General features: G+C 27.3%; 20 protein-coding genes. 14 read left to right on the plus strand and 6 right to left on the minus strand.

Going from position 1 to position 18,507, the window contains the following annotated elements; all coding sequences use genetic code 11:
• Positions 1-39: 39 nt before the first annotated feature.
• From trpS to AFAEC_RS09505, 7 genes are read left to right on the plus strand one after another with little or no spacing between them, the layout of a single operon-like run.
• On the plus strand, positions 40-1,005 hold the full coding sequence (trpS, locus tag AFAEC_RS09475; RefSeq protein WP_026805169.1) for a tryptophan--tRNA ligase: 966 nt from the start codon (positions 40-42) through the stop codon (positions 1,003-1,005).
• Position 1,006: 1 nt separating this feature from the next.
• Positions 1,007-2,341, plus strand: a complete 1,335-nt coding sequence (locus AFAEC_RS09480) for a diguanylate cyclase (protein ID WP_026805168.1) — start codon at positions 1,007-1,009, stop codon at positions 2,339-2,341.
• Positions 2,332-3,078: a hypothetical protein gene (locus AFAEC_RS09485; protein ID WP_026805167.1), complete on the plus strand. Its 747-nt coding sequence runs from the start codon at positions 2,332-2,334 to the stop codon at positions 3,076-3,078. The genes AFAEC_RS09480 and AFAEC_RS09485 overlap by 10 nt, the downstream gene beginning before the upstream one ends.
• Before the next feature lie 46 nt (positions 3,079-3,124).
• Positions 3,125-4,114: an Hpt domain-containing protein gene (locus AFAEC_RS09490; protein ID WP_257119352.1), complete on the plus strand. Its 990-nt coding sequence runs from the start codon at positions 3,125-3,127 to the stop codon at positions 4,112-4,114.
• Entirely contained in the window at positions 4,104-6,194 is a 2,091-nt protein-coding gene (locus AFAEC_RS09495) for an ATP-binding protein (RefSeq protein ID WP_026805165.1), read from the plus strand. Before AFAEC_RS09490 ends, AFAEC_RS09495 begins: the two co-directional genes overlap by 11 nt.
• On the plus strand, positions 6,191-7,240 hold the full coding sequence (locus tag AFAEC_RS09500) for an HD-GYP domain-containing protein (protein WP_026805164.1): 1,050 nt from the start codon (positions 6,191-6,193) through the stop codon (positions 7,238-7,240). Before AFAEC_RS09495 ends, AFAEC_RS09500 begins: the two co-directional genes overlap by 4 nt.
• A 3-nt stretch (positions 7,241-7,243) precedes the next feature.
• A complete protein-coding gene (locus AFAEC_RS09505; RefSeq protein WP_026805163.1) occupies positions 7,244-7,792 on the plus strand; it encodes an SCO family protein in 549 nt (182 codons plus the stop codon).
• On the opposite strand, the gene AFAEC_RS09510 is transcribed toward AFAEC_RS09505, so the two are convergent.
• From AFAEC_RS09510 to AFAEC_RS09530, 5 genes are read right to left on the minus strand one after another with little or no spacing between them, the layout of a single operon-like run.
• Complete coding sequence (locus AFAEC_RS09510) at positions 7,789-8,646, minus strand: SdiA-regulated domain-containing protein (protein ID WP_026805162.1); 858 nt, start codon at positions 8,644-8,646, stop codon at positions 7,789-7,791. The genes AFAEC_RS09505 and AFAEC_RS09510 overlap by 4 nt on opposite strands.
• 2 nt (positions 8,647-8,648) lie before the next feature.
• Positions 8,649-9,353, minus strand: a complete 705-nt coding sequence (locus AFAEC_RS09515) for a class I SAM-dependent DNA methyltransferase (protein ID WP_034216077.1) — start codon at positions 9,351-9,353, stop codon at positions 8,649-8,651.
• Positions 9,353-9,961, minus strand: coding sequence for an ATP phosphoribosyltransferase (gene hisG / locus AFAEC_RS09520; protein WP_026805160.1), 609 nt, complete (start codon positions 9,959-9,961; stop codon positions 9,353-9,355). Before hisG ends, AFAEC_RS09515 begins: the two co-directional genes overlap by 1 nt.
• On the minus strand, positions 9,939-10,574 hold the full coding sequence (locus AFAEC_RS09525) for a type III pantothenate kinase (RefSeq protein ID WP_026805159.1): 636 nt from the start codon (positions 10,572-10,574) through the stop codon (positions 9,939-9,941). Before AFAEC_RS09525 ends, hisG begins: the two co-directional genes overlap by 23 nt.
• Positions 10,561-10,893 carry a hypothetical protein gene (locus AFAEC_RS09530; protein ID WP_026805158.1) on the minus strand — a complete coding sequence of 111 codons (333 nt, stop codon included), beginning with the start codon at positions 10,891-10,893 and terminating at the stop codon, positions 10,561-10,563. The genes AFAEC_RS09525 and AFAEC_RS09530 overlap by 14 nt, the downstream gene beginning before the upstream one ends.
• A 70-nt stretch (positions 10,894-10,963) precedes the next feature.
• Between AFAEC_RS09530 and AFAEC_RS09535 the strand changes: the two genes are divergently transcribed.
• Both AFAEC_RS09535 and AFAEC_RS09540 read left to right on the plus strand, forming a co-directional pair.
• Positions 10,964-11,746, plus strand: a complete 783-nt coding sequence (locus AFAEC_RS09535) for a threonine/serine exporter family protein (RefSeq protein WP_026805157.1) — start codon at positions 10,964-10,966, stop codon at positions 11,744-11,746.
• A gap of 1 nt (position 11,747) precedes the next feature.
• On the plus strand, positions 11,748-12,215 hold the full coding sequence (locus AFAEC_RS09540; RefSeq protein WP_026805156.1) for a threonine/serine exporter family protein: 468 nt from the start codon (positions 11,748-11,750) through the stop codon (positions 12,213-12,215).
• On the opposite strand, the gene AFAEC_RS09545 is transcribed toward AFAEC_RS09540, so the two are convergent.
• Positions 12,212-14,026, minus strand: a complete 1,815-nt coding sequence (locus AFAEC_RS09545; RefSeq protein WP_026805155.1) for a menaquinone biosynthesis decarboxylase — start codon at positions 14,024-14,026, stop codon at positions 12,212-12,214. The two genes, AFAEC_RS09540 and AFAEC_RS09545, sit on opposite strands and share 4 nt — an antisense overlap.
• A gap of 254 nt (positions 14,027-14,280) precedes the next feature.
• Between AFAEC_RS09545 and AFAEC_RS09550 the strand changes: the two genes are divergently transcribed.
• The 5 genes from AFAEC_RS09550 to nuoF are packed head-to-tail and all read left to right on the plus strand — an operon-like array spanning position 14,281 to position 18,498.
• Complete coding sequence (locus tag AFAEC_RS09550; protein WP_026805154.1) at positions 14,281-14,643, plus strand: NADH-quinone oxidoreductase subunit A; 363 nt, start codon at positions 14,281-14,283, stop codon at positions 14,641-14,643.
• Positions 14,634-15,149 (plus strand): NADH-quinone oxidoreductase subunit B, encoded by a 516-nt coding sequence (locus tag AFAEC_RS09555; protein WP_026805153.1) that lies wholly within the window; start codon positions 14,634-14,636, stop codon positions 15,147-15,149. The genes AFAEC_RS09550 and AFAEC_RS09555 overlap by 10 nt, the downstream gene beginning before the upstream one ends.
• Positions 15,142-16,773, plus strand: a complete 1,632-nt coding sequence (locus AFAEC_RS09560) for an NADH-quinone oxidoreductase subunit D (protein ID WP_026805152.1) — start codon at positions 15,142-15,144, stop codon at positions 16,771-16,773. Before AFAEC_RS09555 ends, AFAEC_RS09560 begins: the two co-directional genes overlap by 8 nt.
• On the plus strand, positions 16,773-17,258 hold the full coding sequence (locus tag AFAEC_RS09565) for an NADH-quinone oxidoreductase subunit NuoE family protein (protein WP_026805151.1): 486 nt from the start codon (positions 16,773-16,775) through the stop codon (positions 17,256-17,258). Before AFAEC_RS09560 ends, AFAEC_RS09565 begins: the two co-directional genes overlap by 1 nt.
• The gene (gene nuoF, locus AFAEC_RS09570) at positions 17,248-18,498 is read left to right on the plus strand and encodes an NADH-quinone oxidoreductase subunit NuoF (RefSeq protein WP_026805150.1); all 1,251 of its coding nucleotides are present in this window, start codon (positions 17,248-17,250) and stop codon (positions 18,496-18,498) included. The genes AFAEC_RS09565 and nuoF overlap by 11 nt, the downstream gene beginning before the upstream one ends.
• Positions 18,499-18,507: the final 9 nt, after the last annotated feature.

Raw genomic sequence — 18,507 nt, forward strand, 5'->3', positions numbered from 1 at the left:
ACTTTTGATATAATTGCGCAAAAAACAGGAGAATTGATTTTGCGAATTTTATCAGGTATTCAACCTTCAGGAACTATTCATATAGGAAACTATTTTGGTATGGTAAAAAAAATGATAGAGTCACAAAATGATGGTGAACTTTTTGCATTTTTAGCATCATATCACGCTTTAACATCAGTAAAAGATAAAGAGAGTTTAGAAAAAAACTCTTATGAAGCTGCTATTAATTTTTTAGCACTTGGAATAAATCCAGAAAAATCAACTTTTTGGATACAACATGATGTAAAAGAGGTTCTTGAATTATATTGGATATTATCAAATCATACTTCTATGGGGCTTTTAGAAAGAGCTCACTCATATAAAGATAAAACTTCAAGAGGAATACAGGCAAATCATGGACTTTTTTCATATCCAGTTTTGATGGCTGCTGATATTTTACTATTTGACTCAAATATTGTTCCTGTTGGAAAAGATCAAATTCAACATGTTGAAATGACAAGAGATATTGCCATATCATTTAATCATGCTTATAATAAAGAGATTTTTACATTGCCTATTGCAAAAGTTGATGAAGTTGTAGCAACAGTTCCAGGGACTGATGGAGCAAAAATGTCAAAATCATATAACAACACTATTGATATGTTTACAACTCCTAAAATAAGAAAAAAACAAGTTATGGGAATAGTAACTGATTCAAAAGAGTTAAATGAGGTAAAAGAGTGGCAAAACTGTAATATCTATGCTATATCTAAACTATTTATGAATGAAGATGAATTAGCAAATTTAAGAACTAGATATGAAACAGCTGGTGAAGGATATGGTCACTTTAAACAAACTCTTTTAGCAAAAATCGAGGAGTATTTTGCTCCTTATGAAGATAAAAGAGAGTACTACTTAAACAATAAAAAAGAGGTTCGAGAAATCTTAGAATTTGGAGCTTCAAAAGCTAGAAAAATAGCAAAAACTAAAATGGAAATTATAAAAGACACTATTGGATTAATTTAAAATGATACTAACAATTGAAGAGATTGCAGTAAAAAATATAATCTCTATAAATATAGAAAAATCTTTAAAAGAAGCCATAATTTTAATGGCTTCTTCAAACCTTAGAAATATAGTTGTTATTGAAAATACAATAGATAAACACAAAACTTTTTATCTACTTACAATTACAGACTTAATTGATTATAAATTAAGAAATTTAGATGAAAATATTTTATTAAAAGAGTTAAATCTAACAAAGGCAAGAGTATTAAAAAGAGATGAAAATATTTTTACTGTTTTAAATGAAGTAGAAGATTCAGATAAATATATGGTTATAGTTGAAGATGATGAGTTAATAGGATTACTCTCTTATAGCGATATAATAAACAACATTGACCCAAAAATTTTGATGAAAAAACAGACTATTGCAACTTTGATTTTGCAATATAAAGCAACAACAACTTATGAAAATACAGCAACAATTCAAGCAATACAAATGATGAAAGATAATAATAGCGATTCTATTATTATGATAAATGAAGAGCATAAACCAATTGGGATTTTTACAACAAAAGATTTTATAAATTTAATTTATAAAAATTCAAATCTACAAAATCCTATTAATATGTATATGTCGAAGCCTGTTTATACTTTAAATGAATACTCAACAATTGATGAAGCAATAAATTTTATAAAAGATAAACATTTTAAAAGAATAGTTGTTACAAATGATGATGAAGAGATTACAGGTATTTTAACTCAAAAAGAGTTATTAAGAATTATTTACAATAAATGGGTTGATTTTATAAAAGAAGAGGGAAATAGAATTTCCAAAATAAATGAAGAGTTACTATCAAAAACTTCTATGTTAGAAGAGAATGCCTCTTTTGATTTTTTAACAAAACTCTATAATCGAAGAAAATTTAACTCTTTTTTAGATTATGAAATTTCAAAAGCAAATAGATATCAAGGGCAATATCTATCTATACTACTTTTAGATATTGATTATTTTAAAAAAGTAAATGATATATATGGTCACTTAGTAGGAGACTATATTTTACAAGAGGTAAGCAAAATATTAACAGTTTGTTCAAGAAATACAGATATTGTTGCTAGATGGGGTGGAGAAGAGTTTATTTTAATGCTTCCACAAACAAGTATAGATGAAGCTTTTTTAGTAGGAGAAAAGCTAAGAGCAACTATTGAAAAACATAAATTCAAAGATGTAAATCATATTACTTGTTCAATTGGAGTTAGTCAATTTCATAAAAATGAAGAGAGAGACTCTTTATTTAAAAGAGTAGATGAAGCCCTATATAAAGCAAAAAATTCTGGAAGAAATAAGGTATGTTTATAAAGAATATTTTAAAAGAGAATAGAGTAAATATTTCAAGTAAACAGATTTGGTTTTTCATAACAAGTATTACCTTTTTTGCAACTTTTTTATATATAGATTTTACTTTTACAAAAAGTAGTTACTTAAAAGAGAAAATTACAAATTTAAGAAGTACATATAATTTACAACTAAAACATCAAGAGATTATTAGTAAATTATTGCCTGAAAATATTATAAAAGATGAAAAAAGTGTTGGTTCAAATCAAACTCCAATAGCTCTTTCAAAATTGATAGAGGAGTTAAACACAAATCTTGATAAAAATTATATATTTCTTGAAAAAGAGAAGTTAAATAAAGATAGTTTAACAAAAAATGATTTACAAGATTTATCTAACTCTTTAATTTATAAATTAGAGTTAAAAAAACCTTTCTCTATTTCATCAATTAATCTATCTTCAGTTAGTACTATTTATACTTTTATACCTATAACAAATATTTATGATGATTTTATAGGATATTTAATTTCTAAAGAAAAAGACAATGGACTAAATCATCTAATAATAACTGAAATATTAAAATTTTTATTTTTATCTTTTCTTATTGTAATTGGTATTTTTATCTACATCCATCTACAAAGAAGAAATGAAGAAAATATAAAGATTTTTCATCAATATCAAGATATTATTGATAAATCAGTAATAGTTTCAAAGACAAATCCACAAGGTATAATAACTTATGTAAATAAAACAATTCTGTAAAATAAGTGGTTATACAAAAGAAGAATTAATAGGAAATTCTCATAATATTGTTAGACATCCTGATTCAACTATACCTTTTTTCCGTCAAATGTGGAAAACTATTTTAGCAAAAAATACTTGGCAAGGAGTTATAAAAAATCGTTCAAAAAATGGTGAGAATTACTATGTTCACTCAACAATTGCCCCTATTTTAAATGATAAAAATGAGATTGTTGAGTTTATTGCTTTAAGAGAAGATATTACAAACCTTATTAATAGAACAAATGAACTTAAATCTGAAAAAGTAATATTAAACAATTTCTTTAATCATATTGATGAGATATTGATAATAAAAAGAGATAATAGATTTGAACAAATTAGTCAAAAGTTTTTCGACCTTTTTGCTATTGAAAATCTACAAGAGTTTAATCATCAATATAAATGTATCTCAAATCTATTTATCCCTAAAGATGGCTATTTAGAGTTTTCAAAAGAGTTCAATTGGATAAAAGAGGTAGTTAATAATCCAAATAAAATCTATAAAGCTCTTATGAAAGATAAACAAGAGAAAATTAGAACTTTCTGGGTAAGAGTTCAAAAAATTCCTTTTGAAAAAACATACTACTATCTTTTTATACTTACAGATATCACTCTATTAGAAAATGAGAGTTTAAAAGAGGATAATAAAAATATTATTAAAGAAGATATAAAAAGTGAAAATAGTTTTCAACTATTTGAAAAAACTAAAGAAGCTTTAAAACTTCCAGATAAGATAATTTTTAACTTGATTGATAAATTTATTACAAATACAAAAGAGACTACTGTTAAATTAAATGAAGCCTTAAAAAGTGGGCAAATTGACTTAGTTAAAATGTTTGCACACAATATAAAAGGTTCAGCTTCAACTTTAAGATTTGAAGAAATTTCATCTTTAGCAAAAGAGATTGAAGATAATTTAGAAAATGATACTGAACAAATGAATAAATTAGAAAAAATAAATCAACTATTAAAAATAATTGAAGAAGAGGTAAAGAGAGTGGAAATATATGATAAATAATATAATTTTACTTTTCAAAAATGAATCAAAATATGATTTACAAGAGGAGTATTTACAAGCAGATAAAGTAATGATATGGATTATTCTAATTCATGCTTTTGTTGCAATATTTATAACTTCTCAATATTATGAAACTTATACATTAGGAATAATTGCAAGTGGATTAATTTTAACAATAGCAGGAATATCTTATTTAACCCTAGCTGGAACCTTATATTTTAGACTAATTGCAGCTATTGTTTTAATGTTTTTTTCAGCACTATTTATACAACAACATCTTGGACGAATAGAGATGCATTTTCATGTATTCATAGCTCTTGCTGTTTTAACTATTTATAAAGATTTAAAACCTATGCTTTTAGCTAGTTTAGTTATAGCATTACATCACATTATTTTTAACTATCTGCAACTATATAACTTCTCAATAAATGGTGATCCTATTAAGATTTTCTCTTATGGTTGTGGTTTAGAATATGTACTTTTACACATTGTTATGGTAGTAGCTGAAGCTTTAGTTTTAAGTTATATAATAACTTTATCAAAAAATCAGTTTTTAAGAATGAAAAAGTTACAACAAAAAGCTGAAAAAAATCATTTAGAAGCTGTTAATGCAGAACAAGTTAAAACAGAGTTTCTAGCAAATATGTCCCATGAGATAAGAACTCCTATGAATGGAATTATTGGATTTACTCATCTTTTACAACAAACCTCTTTAACAAATGAGCAACAAAAATTTGTAAATATTATAGAGACCTCAACAAAAACTCTTTTAAGTATTGTAAATCAAGTTTTAGATTTCTCAAAAATAAAAAGTGAAAAAGTAGAATTAGACTTAGTCTCAATAAACCCATTTGAAGAGTTTGAAAACTCTTTAATGATTTTTATACCAATTGCAAATAAAAAAGAGATAAATTTTAGTATAAATATAGACCCAGCAATCTCGGAATGTCTTATTGTCGATTCTTTAAAACTAAAACAAATTTTGACAAATCTAGTTTCAAATGCCATAAAATTTACTCCAACAAATGGAGCTGTTAGTGTAAATATTGAGAAAATCTCATCTTCACAAAATAGCCAAAGAATAAAATTTAGTGTAAAAGATACAGGAATTGGTATTCCAAAAGAGAGACAAAAAACTATTTTTGATGCCTTTACACAAGTTGATAGTTCAACTACAAGAAAATTTGGTGGAACAGGACTTGGACTTAATATTAGTGCCTCTTATGTTAAATTAATGGGTGGAGTTTTAAAAGTAGATAGTATAGAGGAAAAAGGTAGTACATTTAAGTTTGAATTAGAACTTTCTACTTGCTTTTTAAAAGAAAATCTCTCATCTATGTATGAAAAAAGTGAAATTATAGTTTCAAGAGAGGCTTTAGATTCATACTCTATGCTTGAAAATCAACTAAGATATTTTAACCTTCGATTTACTATTTTAGATAGTTTTCAAATTACATCTAGACTTCAAGAGTCAAAAGAAGAAAAAATAGTTCTTACAAATTCAAAAGAGTATTTAAATGATTGGCTAAAAATCAAACCTAATCCAAAGATTATTCTACTTGGAATAAAAGATAGTAAAAAAGATGCCCCAGCTATAAGTTTTGTAGAGGATTATGAACATTCAAACTCAGCTTTATATAACCATTTAAGAAAATTCAATGCTATAAATGGAACAACTCAAAAAATAGAGAATAAAGAGGATATAAAATTTAATTTAAATATTTTAGTTGCAGAAGATTATCCAGTAAATCAAATACTTATAGGTGAGCTATTAAAAAATTATGGTATCAAATATGATATAGCCGAAAATGGGGCAAAAGCTGTAGAAATGGCGATGGAAAAGAGTTATGACCTTATACTTATGGATATAAATATGCCAGAATTAAATGGTATTGAAGCAACTAAGAAACTAAGAGAAGCCTTTGATGATACCTTACCAATTATTGCACTAACAGCAAATGCATCAAATGGAGATGAAGAGTATTTCATCTCTGTTGGAATGGATGATTATCTAAGTAAGCCTATTGATACAACAAAATTAGAGAATATTTTAAATAAATTTAGTAAAGGAGTAAAATGAGTAATATCTATATAATTGCAGTTGATGATGAACCTATGAATATAACTTTGATTGAAGAACTTACAAAAGAGATGGGAAAAGATATAGAACTTAAATCATTTTTAAATCCTATTGATGCTTTACAATACTTAATAAATAATCCAGTTGATATAATGCTCACAGACTATATGATGCCAAATATGAATGGTGCAGAACTAATTGAACGAGCAAAAATATTATGTCCAGAGATTTTAAGTGTAATTATAACTGCTGCTGGAGATAATGAAGCTATAAAAATCCAAGCACTTAAAGCAGGAGCAAATGATTTTCTATCAAAACCACTTCATATTAGTGAATTTCAATTAAGAATAAAAAATCTTCTTACACTTAAAAAATCACAAAAGATATTAAATAAATTTAATGAAAATCTACAACTTGAAGTAAAAAAAGCCACTCAAAATTTAATTGATAGAGAGTATGAAACTCTTTTAGTGTTATCAAAAACAGCTGAATACAAAGACCCTGAAACAGCAAGTCATATTGCGAGAGTTGCTCACTACTCAAAATTATTAGCTCGTTCTTATGGCTTAGATAAAGAGGAACAAGATAAAATCTTTCACGCTTCTCCTCTTCATGATTTAGGAAAAATTGGTATAAGAGATGATGTTTTACTAAAACCTGCAAAATTAGATAAACAAGAACTTGAACATATGAAAACTCATCCTCTTATTGGTTATGAGATTTTAAAAGGTACAAAAAATCCTTTCTTAGAAGCAGGAGCAATAATCTCTCTTTCTCATCACGAAAAGTTTGATGGAAGTGGTTATCCTAAAGGATTAAAAGGTGATGAAATACATATTTATGGAAGAATTACTGCAATTGCAGATGTATTTGATGCTCTTACATCTATTCGTCCATATAAAAAAGCTTGGAATTTCAAAGATGCAATTAATTTTTTAATGGAGCAAAAAGAGAAACATTTCGATCCAGAACTTATTGATCTGTTTATTGCAAATATCGAAGAAGTAAAAGATATCTATCATCAATTTGAAAGTGAAGAAAAGTAATTTATGTTTAAAAAAGTTTTTGGTATTTCTATACTTGTCTTAACTCTAGTTTTATTTTTCTCTTTTCCATTTTTAAGTAATTTTACAAATAAAAATCTTAGTGAAATATCAATAAAAGAGTCTCCTACTCAACCTTGGTTTTTAGAAAATGAAAAAGAGAAATTTGCTTTAGTATATTTTGGATATGTTGCTTGTACTACAGTTTGTATTCCATCTTTAACTGAGATAGCTGAAATCTATAAAAAACTAGATGAAAAAAATCTAAATATACCTTTTTATTTTGCAAATATAGATTATAAAATACCTTCAAATCTACCTGATATTTTTGCTAAAAGTTTTGATAAAAGATTTAATGGGATATATAATGACTCATCTCAAATTAATAAACTAAAACAAGATTTTAATTTATTGATTAATGAAAGTGTATTAGAAATAACACACTCATCAAATTTATATCTTTTTAAAAGAGAAAATGATAGTTATAAACTATATAAAATTTATATTACACACCCATATGATATAAAATTACTTATAAAAGCTCTTTCAAACTAAATCTTTTTTTTAATACTTAAAAAAAGATTTGGCTCTCCTACAATATAAATATTCCCTTCATTATCTTTTGTTACTCCTTCAGGATTTACCATTTTTGAAGAGATTTCATTATTATTTAAATCTAAATATTTACTAAAATCTTTTTTATCATCAACTCTTCCTAAAAGTGTTGATTCTTGGCTTAAAATGTAAAATGCTCTTTTTATAGAATCAAAATGAATAGCTGAAAAATCGCCTAAGTATGTGTTATTATCAAGAAGTTTATTTTTAATATTAACCTCTATTTCAGAGTTATTCATAAGCCCTTTTATTAAAACAATTTTTTTAGGATTTCTTTCATTTACAATATAAAATTCATCTTCTTGTATATCATAGCTTATACCTTCTAAACCAAAGTTTTCAAAGTTTCTAACATCAAAACTATATTGTTTGATAGAGTTATTAATAGATACCTCTTTTGTATCATCAAAGATATTTACAATATAAAAAGCACTTAACTCCTCATCTAAAATAGCAAATAAATTATCTTTTATATGTGTTAAATCTTCAGTATCTCTAAAACCTTTTAACTCTATTTTTCTTAAAACTTCACCATTCTTATCTAATTCATAAATATTTCTTGGAGAGTTTGTTATAAGAAAAAGAGTATCACTAAGCTCATTATATGTTATTCCTGAAAGATTCTTTTTTATATCTTTAATCTCTTTTAAACTATAAATATGCTCATTTTCATTAATTAAGTTTTTATCTTTTTGATGAAAAATATTGAAAAGCAACTTATCATCTAAATCTGTATAGTGCGATATACCAAAAATAGTTAAACAAAATATTAAGAGAAATTTAACTTTTTTCAAATTTATCTCTTCTTACAAATAAACATAATTTTATCAGCTTCTTTATCTGTATATAAAAAAAGTTCTCTTTTTTCAACTATTGAAAAACCGATCTCTTTTAGTACTCTTTCTAAGTAACTATTTTTATAATACTCTTGAATTATTTGTCCACTATTTTTTATATATTTATCTTCATCTCTCTCAAATAAAAAGAAATTTGTAATAAGTTTAGATTTTGCAAAATCTGAATTTATTGCTATAAATCTATCTTCTAAATTAATATTTATACAACCTTCAGCAATATTTGTAAAAGCAAAAAGAGTATTTATATCAAATAAGAAGTAGCCATCTTTATTTAAAACAGAGTAAATATTTTTAAAAAAATCTTCTAAAGATTTTTTATCTACAAAATTTACAACATCAAAAATAGCAACTACACAATCAAAGCTATTTTTCTCAATTACTAGCTCTTTTAAACTCTGTTTTGTTACATTTAACTCTTTTTCTTTGCAAACTTCTATTTGAGTTAAACTATTATCAATACCTAAATATTTCAGACCATTTATTCGTAAATTCTCTAAAAAATACCCTCTTCCACAACCAATATCTAAAATATTATCTAAAGAGTTTTCCATAATAAACCTCATAAACTCTTTATGAAGAGAGTAAGTTGCCTCTTCTAAATCCAAATATGGTTCTATTTTTGCATATAAATCTAAATTTGTCATTATAAGTATTTTTCTATTTTATCTTTTAAATCAAAAATTGCCTCTTTTTTTGCATAAAAAGAGTTTTTATTCGCTATTAAATGTGCTGAGCTCTCCATGATTGTAGGACCTACTTCAAGACCATTTTGCTTCATAGTTTCTCCTGTTTCAACGATATCAACTATACAATCACAAAGACCTACAAGTGGAGCTAATTCAATAGAGCCATAAAGTTTTATAATCTCAACAGCCATAGCTTTTTGTTCAAAATATTTTTTTGCTATTTTTTCATGTTTTGTAGCAATAGTAATTTTACTTTTATCTAAATTTAGTTTTTCACCAGCTCTTAAGCCAAAAGCAACTTTACATCTTCCTAATTTCAGATCCAAAAGTTTAATTAAGTCATACTCTTTTTCTTCTAAAACATCTAGTCCAACAACACCTAAATCAGCAGCTCCATGCATAACATAAGTTGGGACATCTTGATTTCTTACATTTAAAAATTTAAAACCACTTTTTTGTAGAATAAGTTTTCTATCTTCAAAAACAAATTTCTCTCCAAAAGCTTTCTCAAATCTATCAAGAGTCTCATCTGCAATTCTTCCTTTAGGCAATGCAATTGTTAGCATCTATTATCCTTTTCATATTTTCAAATATTAAATCTTTTTTATATTGGCTATTTTCAAAAAACTGGCATAAAAACTCTCCATCTCCACCAGTAAAAATTATATTTTTATTAAAACTTACTTCTTTGATAGGCAAAATGATAGATTTCATCAAAGCATATAAAATAGCATCTTTTGTTTGAAGCGGTATTTTATCTAAATTAATATTTTTTTCAAAATCTGTTTTTTCTACTTTTAATTTTTTTGATATTTTCTCATAACTTTTAAAAAAACTATGTACTCCAAGGAGTATAAATCCACCTTTGTGAGTAGAATTTTCTATGATATCAACTGTTATAGCACTTCCTGCATCAACTATTATAGAGTTTTCACAGAAAGTACAAGCTACTTTTCTATCAAGCCCCATTCCCAAATAATCGGTATCAAATTTGATAAAAGAGCTTAAATCTTTTGCTTTTTTATTTACCTTTAAAAGCTTTTTTGTCGCTTTTTCATTTACACTTATATAAAAAATATCATCTTTAAATTTTGGTATTTTTTCATCTAAAAAATATTTTTTATGCTTTCCATCAATTAAAAAATGGAAAGTTGTATTTCCAATATCACATAAAATCAACTCTTATACTCCAACCATTATCTTTTAAATACTCTTTTGCTTTTGAACATAAAGGACTTTTTATTAAAAGCTCTTTTACCTTAAAATTATGCCCTACATAAGAAGCTAAAATATTTGATAAAACTATCAATTCATCTGCACTTTTTCGGATAAATCTACTTTTTGAATCTATTATAAATATTGCATAAAATTTCAAATCTATTGTAGTTCCTACAAAAATTCCTATCTTTTTCCTACTATTTACCTCTTTTGGTAAAATCTCTTTAAACTCTTTAAATAAAATTTTCTTCTTTGCAAAATACTCTGTAATTTCTCTCATTAATATCCTTAAAACCTTTATTATAACAAAATTTGTATAATTTCATAAAATCTAAAAGAAAAAGAAAAAAATGGAAAACATTTCTCATAAAGAACAATCAACAATCACAAGAGGTATTATAAAAGCGGCTGTTTTAATGAGTGAATATGGAGCAGAGAGTATTTTAATAGAACAAACTGCACAAAGATTAGGAAAAGTTCTCGGAGCTTCAAGTGTTGAACTATCTTTAATTCCATCTGCAATTGTTCTTACAACTCTATATCACGGGCAAAGTGTTACAACAACAAGAAGAGTTCATCATAAACCAATAAATATGAGTATAGTTTGTGAAATTCAAAATATTGTTTTAAAAATGGAGAAAAAAGAGAATGAAGTAAACTATGACATAAATTATTTATACAATATTTTAAAACAAATCGAGCCAAACTACTATAATCGTTGGTTAGTTGTTTTTATGGTAGGTCTTGCTTGTTCCTCTTTTTCTTATTTACAAGGTGGAGATTTAATATCTCTAATAACAACATTTGTAGCCTCAAGTATTGCAATGTTTGTAAGACAAGAGTTATCAAGAAAAAGATTTGTAATGATTATCGTCTTTGGAATAACTGCTTTTGTAGCTACAATTATTGCAGGTTTTTCAAAAATATATGGAATTACCTCAACTCCAAATATTGCAATGGCAGCTAGTGTTTTACTTCTAGCTCCTGGATTTGCTTTTGTGAACTCTTTTTTAGACTCATTTAAAGGTTATATGATGATGGGTTGGGGGCGATGGATGGAGGGTATAATTCTTACTCTTGCAACATCTGTTGGAATAATATTAGCAATAGCAATTTTAGGATTGAAGGCTTAATATGGAACTACTTTTAAAATTAATTATTGAAGCAATTTTTGCTTCTTTCGCCTCTTTAGGCTTTGCAATGGTTTTTAATGTTCCAAAACATACTTTAAAATATTGTGCTTTAGGTGGAGCAATAACTTATGATTTAAGAACAATATTTTTAGCTCTTGATTTTGGAATAGAAATTTCAACATTTTTAGCAACAGCAATTATTGGAATAATTGCTCTATATTGGTCAAGAAAATATAAAATCCCAAGACCAGTTTATACAGTTGCTTCTATTATTCCTGTATTACCTGGAACTTATGCTTTTAGTGCAATGATAACATTAATAGATATAAATAGATTTGGGGCAAATGCCGAATTAATAGAACTCTTTATTCACAATGGCTTAAAAGCTATAGCAGTTTTATTTGCTATTACTTTTGGTTTAGTTTTACCATCTCTATACTTCTTAAGATTAAATCGACCAGTTATTTAATATAACTGGTATTTTTTAATAAACTCATCATCTATATCAATAATTTTTCTCTCTCTTAGAGAATCAATTACACTTTTTGTACAATCAACATCATCAGGCCATCTTCGCTGAAAATTATCAAAGCTATTTTTATTTGTTGCATCAAGACAAAGAGTATTTCCATCTATATATAAATCCCTATTTGAATCAATATTATTTGTTACTCTCCAAATTAACATATAAGGATTTTCCAAATCATTTGCTTTTTCATCAACGATTACCAAAATTTTTATATGTGAAAAGAGTGATTTTAACTCTTCAAAAAGATATTTTTGACTTCTAGTTTTCTCAACACTTATAACACAAATAGGATTTTTTGTATCTTTATAGTACTGTTTAAGAGCTTTCACCTCTTTACTTATATTTTGCATTTTTTCTAAAAGTTCAATATCTTCTAAAATAGTAATCCCACTTTCAGCTATCTCACCTTGCGTACAATCAATCCCTAATTTTCCACCAACTGCAAATTTAGGAGCTGTATGGTCTAAATGGTCTATTGCACCTTTTGAAACCAAAATATCATCTATATTTACTCTATTTAATATATATTTTGTTATTTCATCATGATTTGTAAGTTCTGGAGCATCAATATCAACAAAAATTGCATGTTTTACAAAACTCATCTGACCTACTCCCCAAAATGCATGCATCATTTGACTTGCATGTCCTGGATAAAAAGTATCTATTTTCGCCAAAATTAGATTATGAAAAACTCCATTTTCAGGCATATAGTAATCAATTAATGATGGTGCCGTTGTTCTTAAAAGTGGTAAAAAAATTCTCTCTGTTGCATATCCCATATATTTATCTTCAAGAGGAGGTTTCCCTACAACTGTTGCCAAGAATACTGGCTCTTTTTTTCTTGTAATAGCACTTACTTCCATAAAAGGAAACTCTTCTTCTAAAGTATAATACCCTGTATGATCCCCAAAAGGTCCCTCTACTTTTAATTTACTAGGATCTACAAAACCTTCAATTACATAATCATTATCTTCTGGTATATAAATATCATTTGTAATAGATTTTACAAGTCTAGCTGGACTATTTTTTACAAAACCATAAAGCATTAATTCAAAAATACCAATAGGAAGTGGAGCTTGTCCACACCAAATATACATAGGATCTCCACCAATACCAATACTTACAGGCATTTTCTTACCAGCTTTTTTATATTCGTGGAAGAAGTGATTTGAGTCTTTATGAATTTGCCAATGCATTCCTAAAGTATTATCACTATAAACTTGAAGCCTATACATTCCTAAATTTTTAAGTTCTCCATTTAGACTTTGAGTATAAACTTGCCCCATAGTTATAAATGGTCCACCATCTTGTTCCCAAGTTGTAATAATAGGCAAATCACTTAATTTTGCATCACTACCCAATTTTATAACTTCTTGACATTCTCCTTTTGTTTTTAACTTTTTTGGAATAGTATTTTTAAGTGAGAATAATTTACCCAAAGTTGATAGTTTTTCACTAAAAGTAACAGGTGGTTTCATTTTTAATAAACTCTCTATTTCTGCTCCTATTTTATCTGCATCTCCAATGAAAAGCCTAACAGCCTCTTCATTACAAAAAACATTCATTAAAACAGGTTCTAAAAACTTTTTTCCATTCTTTTTATCTACTACATTTGTAAATAAAATTGCTTTAGAGTCTATTTTTTTAACTTCAACATAAGCAACATGGGGAATTTCAAGGTTAATATCTAGTTCATCATTAATAATTCTTAAAAGATTGTGTTTTTTTAAGATCTCTATGGCTTTTTTCATATTTATTCCTAAAATATATTTTAATATCTGGATTTTATATCATTTTATGCTTTAAGATAAACTAAGTAAAAAATAAAATAATTTTTTTAAATAAACTTTTAATTATAAAAACTTTATAAATCTATTTAAAATAAGTATTACTTTTTTTCTCATTCTATTTTATAAATATAGTTTTATTATGCTATAAACTTTGCTTAAAATTTAAATTAAGATACAATCGTTTTTAGTTTAAAATTCACTCATTAGGAAAAAATATGTCACTTGAGTTAATCCTAGCTTCTACTATTTTCATTGTAATTGGAGTAGTTTTATCTTTATTTTTTGTCTCAACAAAATATATTGGACCAAATAATAAAGACTCTATAATTAAAAATTCTGTTTACGAAAGTGGGGTTACAAACCCTATAGGAACTACAAAAATAAGATTTTCAATAAAATTTTATTTAGTTGCAATATCATTTTTACTATTTGATGTTGAATTAGTTTATATGTTTCCTTGGGCTATAAATGTAGTAGAACTAGGATATGCTGGATTAGTAAAAATGTTTATCTTTATGGGATTACTATTTGCTGGATTAATCTATATCTATAAGAAAAAGGCTTTATTATGGGATTAGGAATTGAATCAAGTTTAGGCGATAGCATAGTTACAACAAAGCTTGATGCTGCTGTTAATTGGGGGAGATCTTACTCTCTTTGGCCAATGGCATTTGGAACAGCCTGTTGTGGAATTGAGTTTATGGCTGTTGCTGGAGCAAAATATGATGTTTCAAGATTTGGAGCAGAAGTTGTACGTTTTTCACCAAGACAAGCTGATTTATTAATAGTTGCTGGAACTATTTCATATAAACAAGCACCTATTTTGAAAAAAATATATGAGCAAATGTGTGAACCAAAATGGGTTATCTCTATGGGAGCCTGTGCCTGTAGTGGAGGTTTTTACGACAACTATGCAACAGTGCAAGGAATTGATCAAATTATTCCAGTTGATGAATATGTTGCAGGTTGCCCACCAAGACCAGAAGCTGTTCTTGATGCAATTATGAGAATTCAAGAAAAAGCTCAAACTGAATCAGTTATAAAAGATAGAGTTAAAGATTATAAAGGATTTTTAGATGCTTAAATGTGATTTATTAATTGATTCAAAAGATTTAAGAGCTACTGTTTTAAAACTCAAAGAAGATGACTTTACAATTTTATTAGATGTTACAGCTATTGATTATCTAAAATTTCCAGATACTACTCCTAGTCGTTTTGCTGTTATTTATATTTTTAGAACAAGTGATTTTAAAAAGGAGTTTGTTTTAAAAACATTTGTAGATGATGAATCTTTAGAAATAGAGTCTATTTATGACCTCTTTGATTCAGCAAATTGGGGAGAAAGAGAGACTTATGACCAATATGGAATTAAGTTTAAAAATCATCCAAATTTAAAAAGAGTTTTAAATCACAAACAGTTTGTTGGACACCCTTTAAGAAAAGATTACACTATTACAAAAGGGCAAATTTGTACAGAGACTGAAGATTTAATGGATGAGATGACGCCTTTACTTGAATCAAAAGGTTATACAAAAGAGGAAGCTAATGATTTAATGCTTTTAAATGTAGGACCTTCTCATCCAGCATCTCATGGAACTATCAGAAACTTCGTTGCTATGGAAGGTGAAACAATAACTGCTTGTGTTACAGAGATTGGATATTTACATAGAGGTTTTGAAAAAGCCTGTGAACATCACACTTATTCTCAAGTTATTCCTTATACAGATAGATTAAATTATTGTAGTGCTATATTAAATAACATTGGTTGGGCAAAAGCTATCGAAGAGATGCTAAATATTGAGATAACTCCTAGAGCAAAAACAATTAGAGTAATTATTGGTGAGTTAAGTAGAATTATAGATCACCTTGTTTGTAATGCTGCAAATATGGTTGATATGGGTGGACTTACAAATTTCTGGTATCTATTCTCTCCAAGAGATTTAGCATATGAACTACTATCAAAATTAACTGGTGCTAGACTTACAAACACTTATACAAGAATTGGTGGTTTAGAGTTTGATTTATATGATGGTTTTGATAAAGATTTAGAAAATGTTTTAAAAGCTGTTGAAAAAGGTATAGATGATGCGTTATCTTTAATTGCACATAATAAAATTTTCTTAGATAGAACTCAAGATGTAGGTGTTATCAGACCTGATTTTGCACTTAAAAATGGGATTACAGGTCCAAATTTAAGAGCAGCTGGAGTAGCAAGAGATTTAAGAAAAGATAAACCTTACTATGGATATGAAAACTTTGATTTTGATATTGTTATTGGAAGCCATGGAGATGTTTATGACAGAATGATGTGTAGATTTGAAGAGATGATTCAATCTATAAAAATTATTAGACAAGCTATGAAAAACCTTCCTGATGGTGCAATCAATGTATATGCTCCCAATATTGTATTACCTCTAAAAAAAGATGTTTATGGAAATATTGAAGGTTTGATGAATCAATTTAAACTTACTTTTGAGGGAATAATGGTTCCAAAAGGAGAATACTATAGTTCAACAGAAGCTGCAAATGGAGAGTTAGGTTTCTTTATTGTAAGTGATGGAAGTGGAAGACCTTATAAAGTAAAATGTAGACCACCTTGTTTTTATTCACTTGCATCTTATTCAAAAATTGTTGAAGGAACTATGCTTGCTGATGCAGTTATTACAATGGCAAGTATGAATTTTATAGCTGGGGAGTTTGATAGATAATGAGTAGTTTTAAATATACACCACAAAATGAAGCAAAATTTCAAGAATATGCTTCAAGATATCCAAAAATAGACTCTTGTATGCTTCCAGCACTTTGGTTAGTACAAGAACAAGAAGGTTGGGTAAGCCCTGAAGCTATGATTTATGTAGCAGAAAAAGTTCAAAAAAGTCCAATGCAAGTATATGAAGTAGCAACTTTTTATACAATGTTCAACTTAAAACCAAAAGGAAAATACCATATAGAGTTATGTAAAACTGTATCTTGTATGATTATGGGAGCAAAAGATTTAAAAGCATATATAAAAGAGACTTTAGGTCTTGAACCTGGTCAAACAAGTGATGATGGACTTTTTACATTTAGTGAAGTTGAGTGCCAAGGAGCTTGTGGAGATGCTCCTATGATTGCACTAAACAATGTTTATCATGGAAAACTTACAAAAGATAAGTTAGAGAAAATAATTTGGGAGTGTAAAAATGATAACTAGAATAGTAAGTAAAAATTTTGATATTCCAAACTCTCATAAACTTGAAGTTGCTCTTGCAAATGGAAGATACTCTTCAATAGATAAACTTTTTACTATGAAACCAGAAGAGGTAACAGCTGAAGTTACAAAATCTGGACTCAGAGGAAAAGGTGGTGGAGGAGCTGCATGTGGTCCAAAATGGGAGCTTATGCCACCAGTTGATGAAAGACCACGATATTTAATAGTAAATGGTGATGAGAGTGAGCCAGGAACTTTTAAAGATAGACAGATTTTTCAATATGACCCACATATTTTAATTGAAGGGATTATCTGTACTTGTTGGGCAATACAAGCAAATCACGCTTATATTTACATAAGAGGTGAATATAAATTTTTTATTGATAGATTAAACGAAGCCATACAAGAAGCTTATAAAGCAAAAATTATTGGTGATAAAATTATGGATAAATATGATTTTAAAGTTGATATTACAGTACATAGAGGTGGTGGAGCCTATATTTGTGGTGAGAAATCTGCCCTTATTGAGTCTTTAGAGGGTAAAAGGGGACACCCAAGATTAAAACCACATGGTAAAGAGTGTGAGTGGTTTTATGGGCAACCTGCAACTGTAAATAATGTTGAAACAATTTCATCTGTTCCAAATATTGTAGAAAATGGCTCAGTTGGTTACACAAAATATGGAACAGAAAAATCTCCAGGAACTATGCTTTTTGCTATTTCTGGACCAGTTAAAAATCCTGGTGTTTATGAGATGGAATATGGAAATAAAATGATTGACTTCTTAAATGTTTTAGGAGGTGGAATGATTGAAGGTAAAAAACTAAAAGCAATTATTCCAGGAGGAACATCATGTCCAATATTAACAGCTTCCGAAGTAGAAAAAGCTGTATTGGATTATGAATCAATGTGGGATATTGGTTCAACTTTAGGTACAGGAGGGATGATAGTAATAGATGAAGATACATCTATGGTTGAAGTAGCAAAAAATATTATTGAATTTTACCACCATGAGTCTTGTGGACAATGTACACCTTGTCGAGAGGGTTGTGGATGGATTGATAAAATTTTAGAAAAAGTTATCAAAAAAGAGGCAGAAAAAAAAGATTTACAAACAATTTTAGATGTTTGTAACACTATGAATGGAAAAACTGTATGTGTTTTTGCACCTGCAGTAAAGGATATTATTGCAAGTATTGTGCAAAAGTTTCCTGAAGAGTTTGAAACATATTTACAAAAATAAATTTATAAA

This window comes from Aliarcobacter faecis (genome assembly GCF_013201705.1).
GTDB classification, from domain to species: Bacteria; Campylobacterota; Campylobacteria; order Campylobacterales; family Arcobacteraceae; genus Aliarcobacter; species Aliarcobacter faecis.

Excerpts from the sequence above, each read along its gene's own strand:
- AFAEC_RS09495 (WP_026805165.1), top strand. The coding sequence starts at position 4,104 with ATGATAAATAATATAATTTTACTTTTCAAAAATGAATCAAAATATGAT.
- AFAEC_RS09565 (WP_026805151.1), top strand. The coding sequence starts at position 16,773 with ATGAGTAGTTTTAAATATACACCACAAAATGAAGCAAAATTTCAAGAA.
- AFAEC_RS09535 (WP_026805157.1), top strand. The coding sequence starts at position 10,964 with ATGGAAAACATTTCTCATAAAGAACAATCAACAATCACAAGAGGTATT.
- AFAEC_RS09505 (WP_026805163.1), top strand. The coding sequence starts at position 7,244 with ATGTTTAAAAAAGTTTTTGGTATTTCTATACTTGTCTTAACTCTAGTT.
- AFAEC_RS09550 (WP_026805154.1), top strand. The coding sequence starts at position 14,281 with ATGTCACTTGAGTTAATCCTAGCTTCTACTATTTTCATTGTAATTGGA.
- AFAEC_RS09480 (WP_026805168.1), top strand. The coding sequence starts at position 1,007 with ATGATACTAACAATTGAAGAGATTGCAGTAAAAAATATAATCTCTATA.
- AFAEC_RS09530 (WP_026805158.1), bottom strand. The coding sequence starts at position 10,893 with ATGAGAGAAATTACAGAGTATTTTGCAAAGAAGAAAATTTTATTTAAA.
- AFAEC_RS09545 (WP_026805155.1), bottom strand. The coding sequence starts at position 14,026 with ATGAAAAAAGCCATAGAGATCTTAAAAAAACACAATCTTTTAAGAATT.
- AFAEC_RS09515 (WP_034216077.1), bottom strand. The coding sequence starts at position 9,353 with ATGACAAATTTAGATTTATATGCAAAAATAGAACCATATTTGGATTTA.
- AFAEC_RS09500 (WP_026805164.1), top strand. The coding sequence starts at position 6,191 with ATGAGTAATATCTATATAATTGCAGTTGATGATGAACCTATGAATATA.
- AFAEC_RS09555 (WP_026805153.1), top strand. The coding sequence starts at position 14,634 with ATGGGATTAGGAATTGAATCAAGTTTAGGCGATAGCATAGTTACAACA.
- AFAEC_RS09485 (WP_026805167.1), top strand. The coding sequence starts at position 2,332 with ATGTTTATAAAGAATATTTTAAAAGAGAATAGAGTAAATATTTCAAGT.
- hisG (WP_026805160.1), bottom strand. The coding sequence starts at position 9,961 with ATGCTAACAATTGCATTGCCTAAAGGAAGAATTGCAGATGAGACTCTT.
- AFAEC_RS09540 (WP_026805156.1), top strand. The coding sequence starts at position 11,748 with ATGGAACTACTTTTAAAATTAATTATTGAAGCAATTTTTGCTTCTTTC.
- AFAEC_RS09560 (WP_026805152.1), top strand. The coding sequence starts at position 15,142 with ATGCTTAAATGTGATTTATTAATTGATTCAAAAGATTTAAGAGCTACT.
- nuoF (WP_026805150.1), top strand. The coding sequence starts at position 17,248 with ATGATAACTAGAATAGTAAGTAAAAATTTTGATATTCCAAACTCTCAT.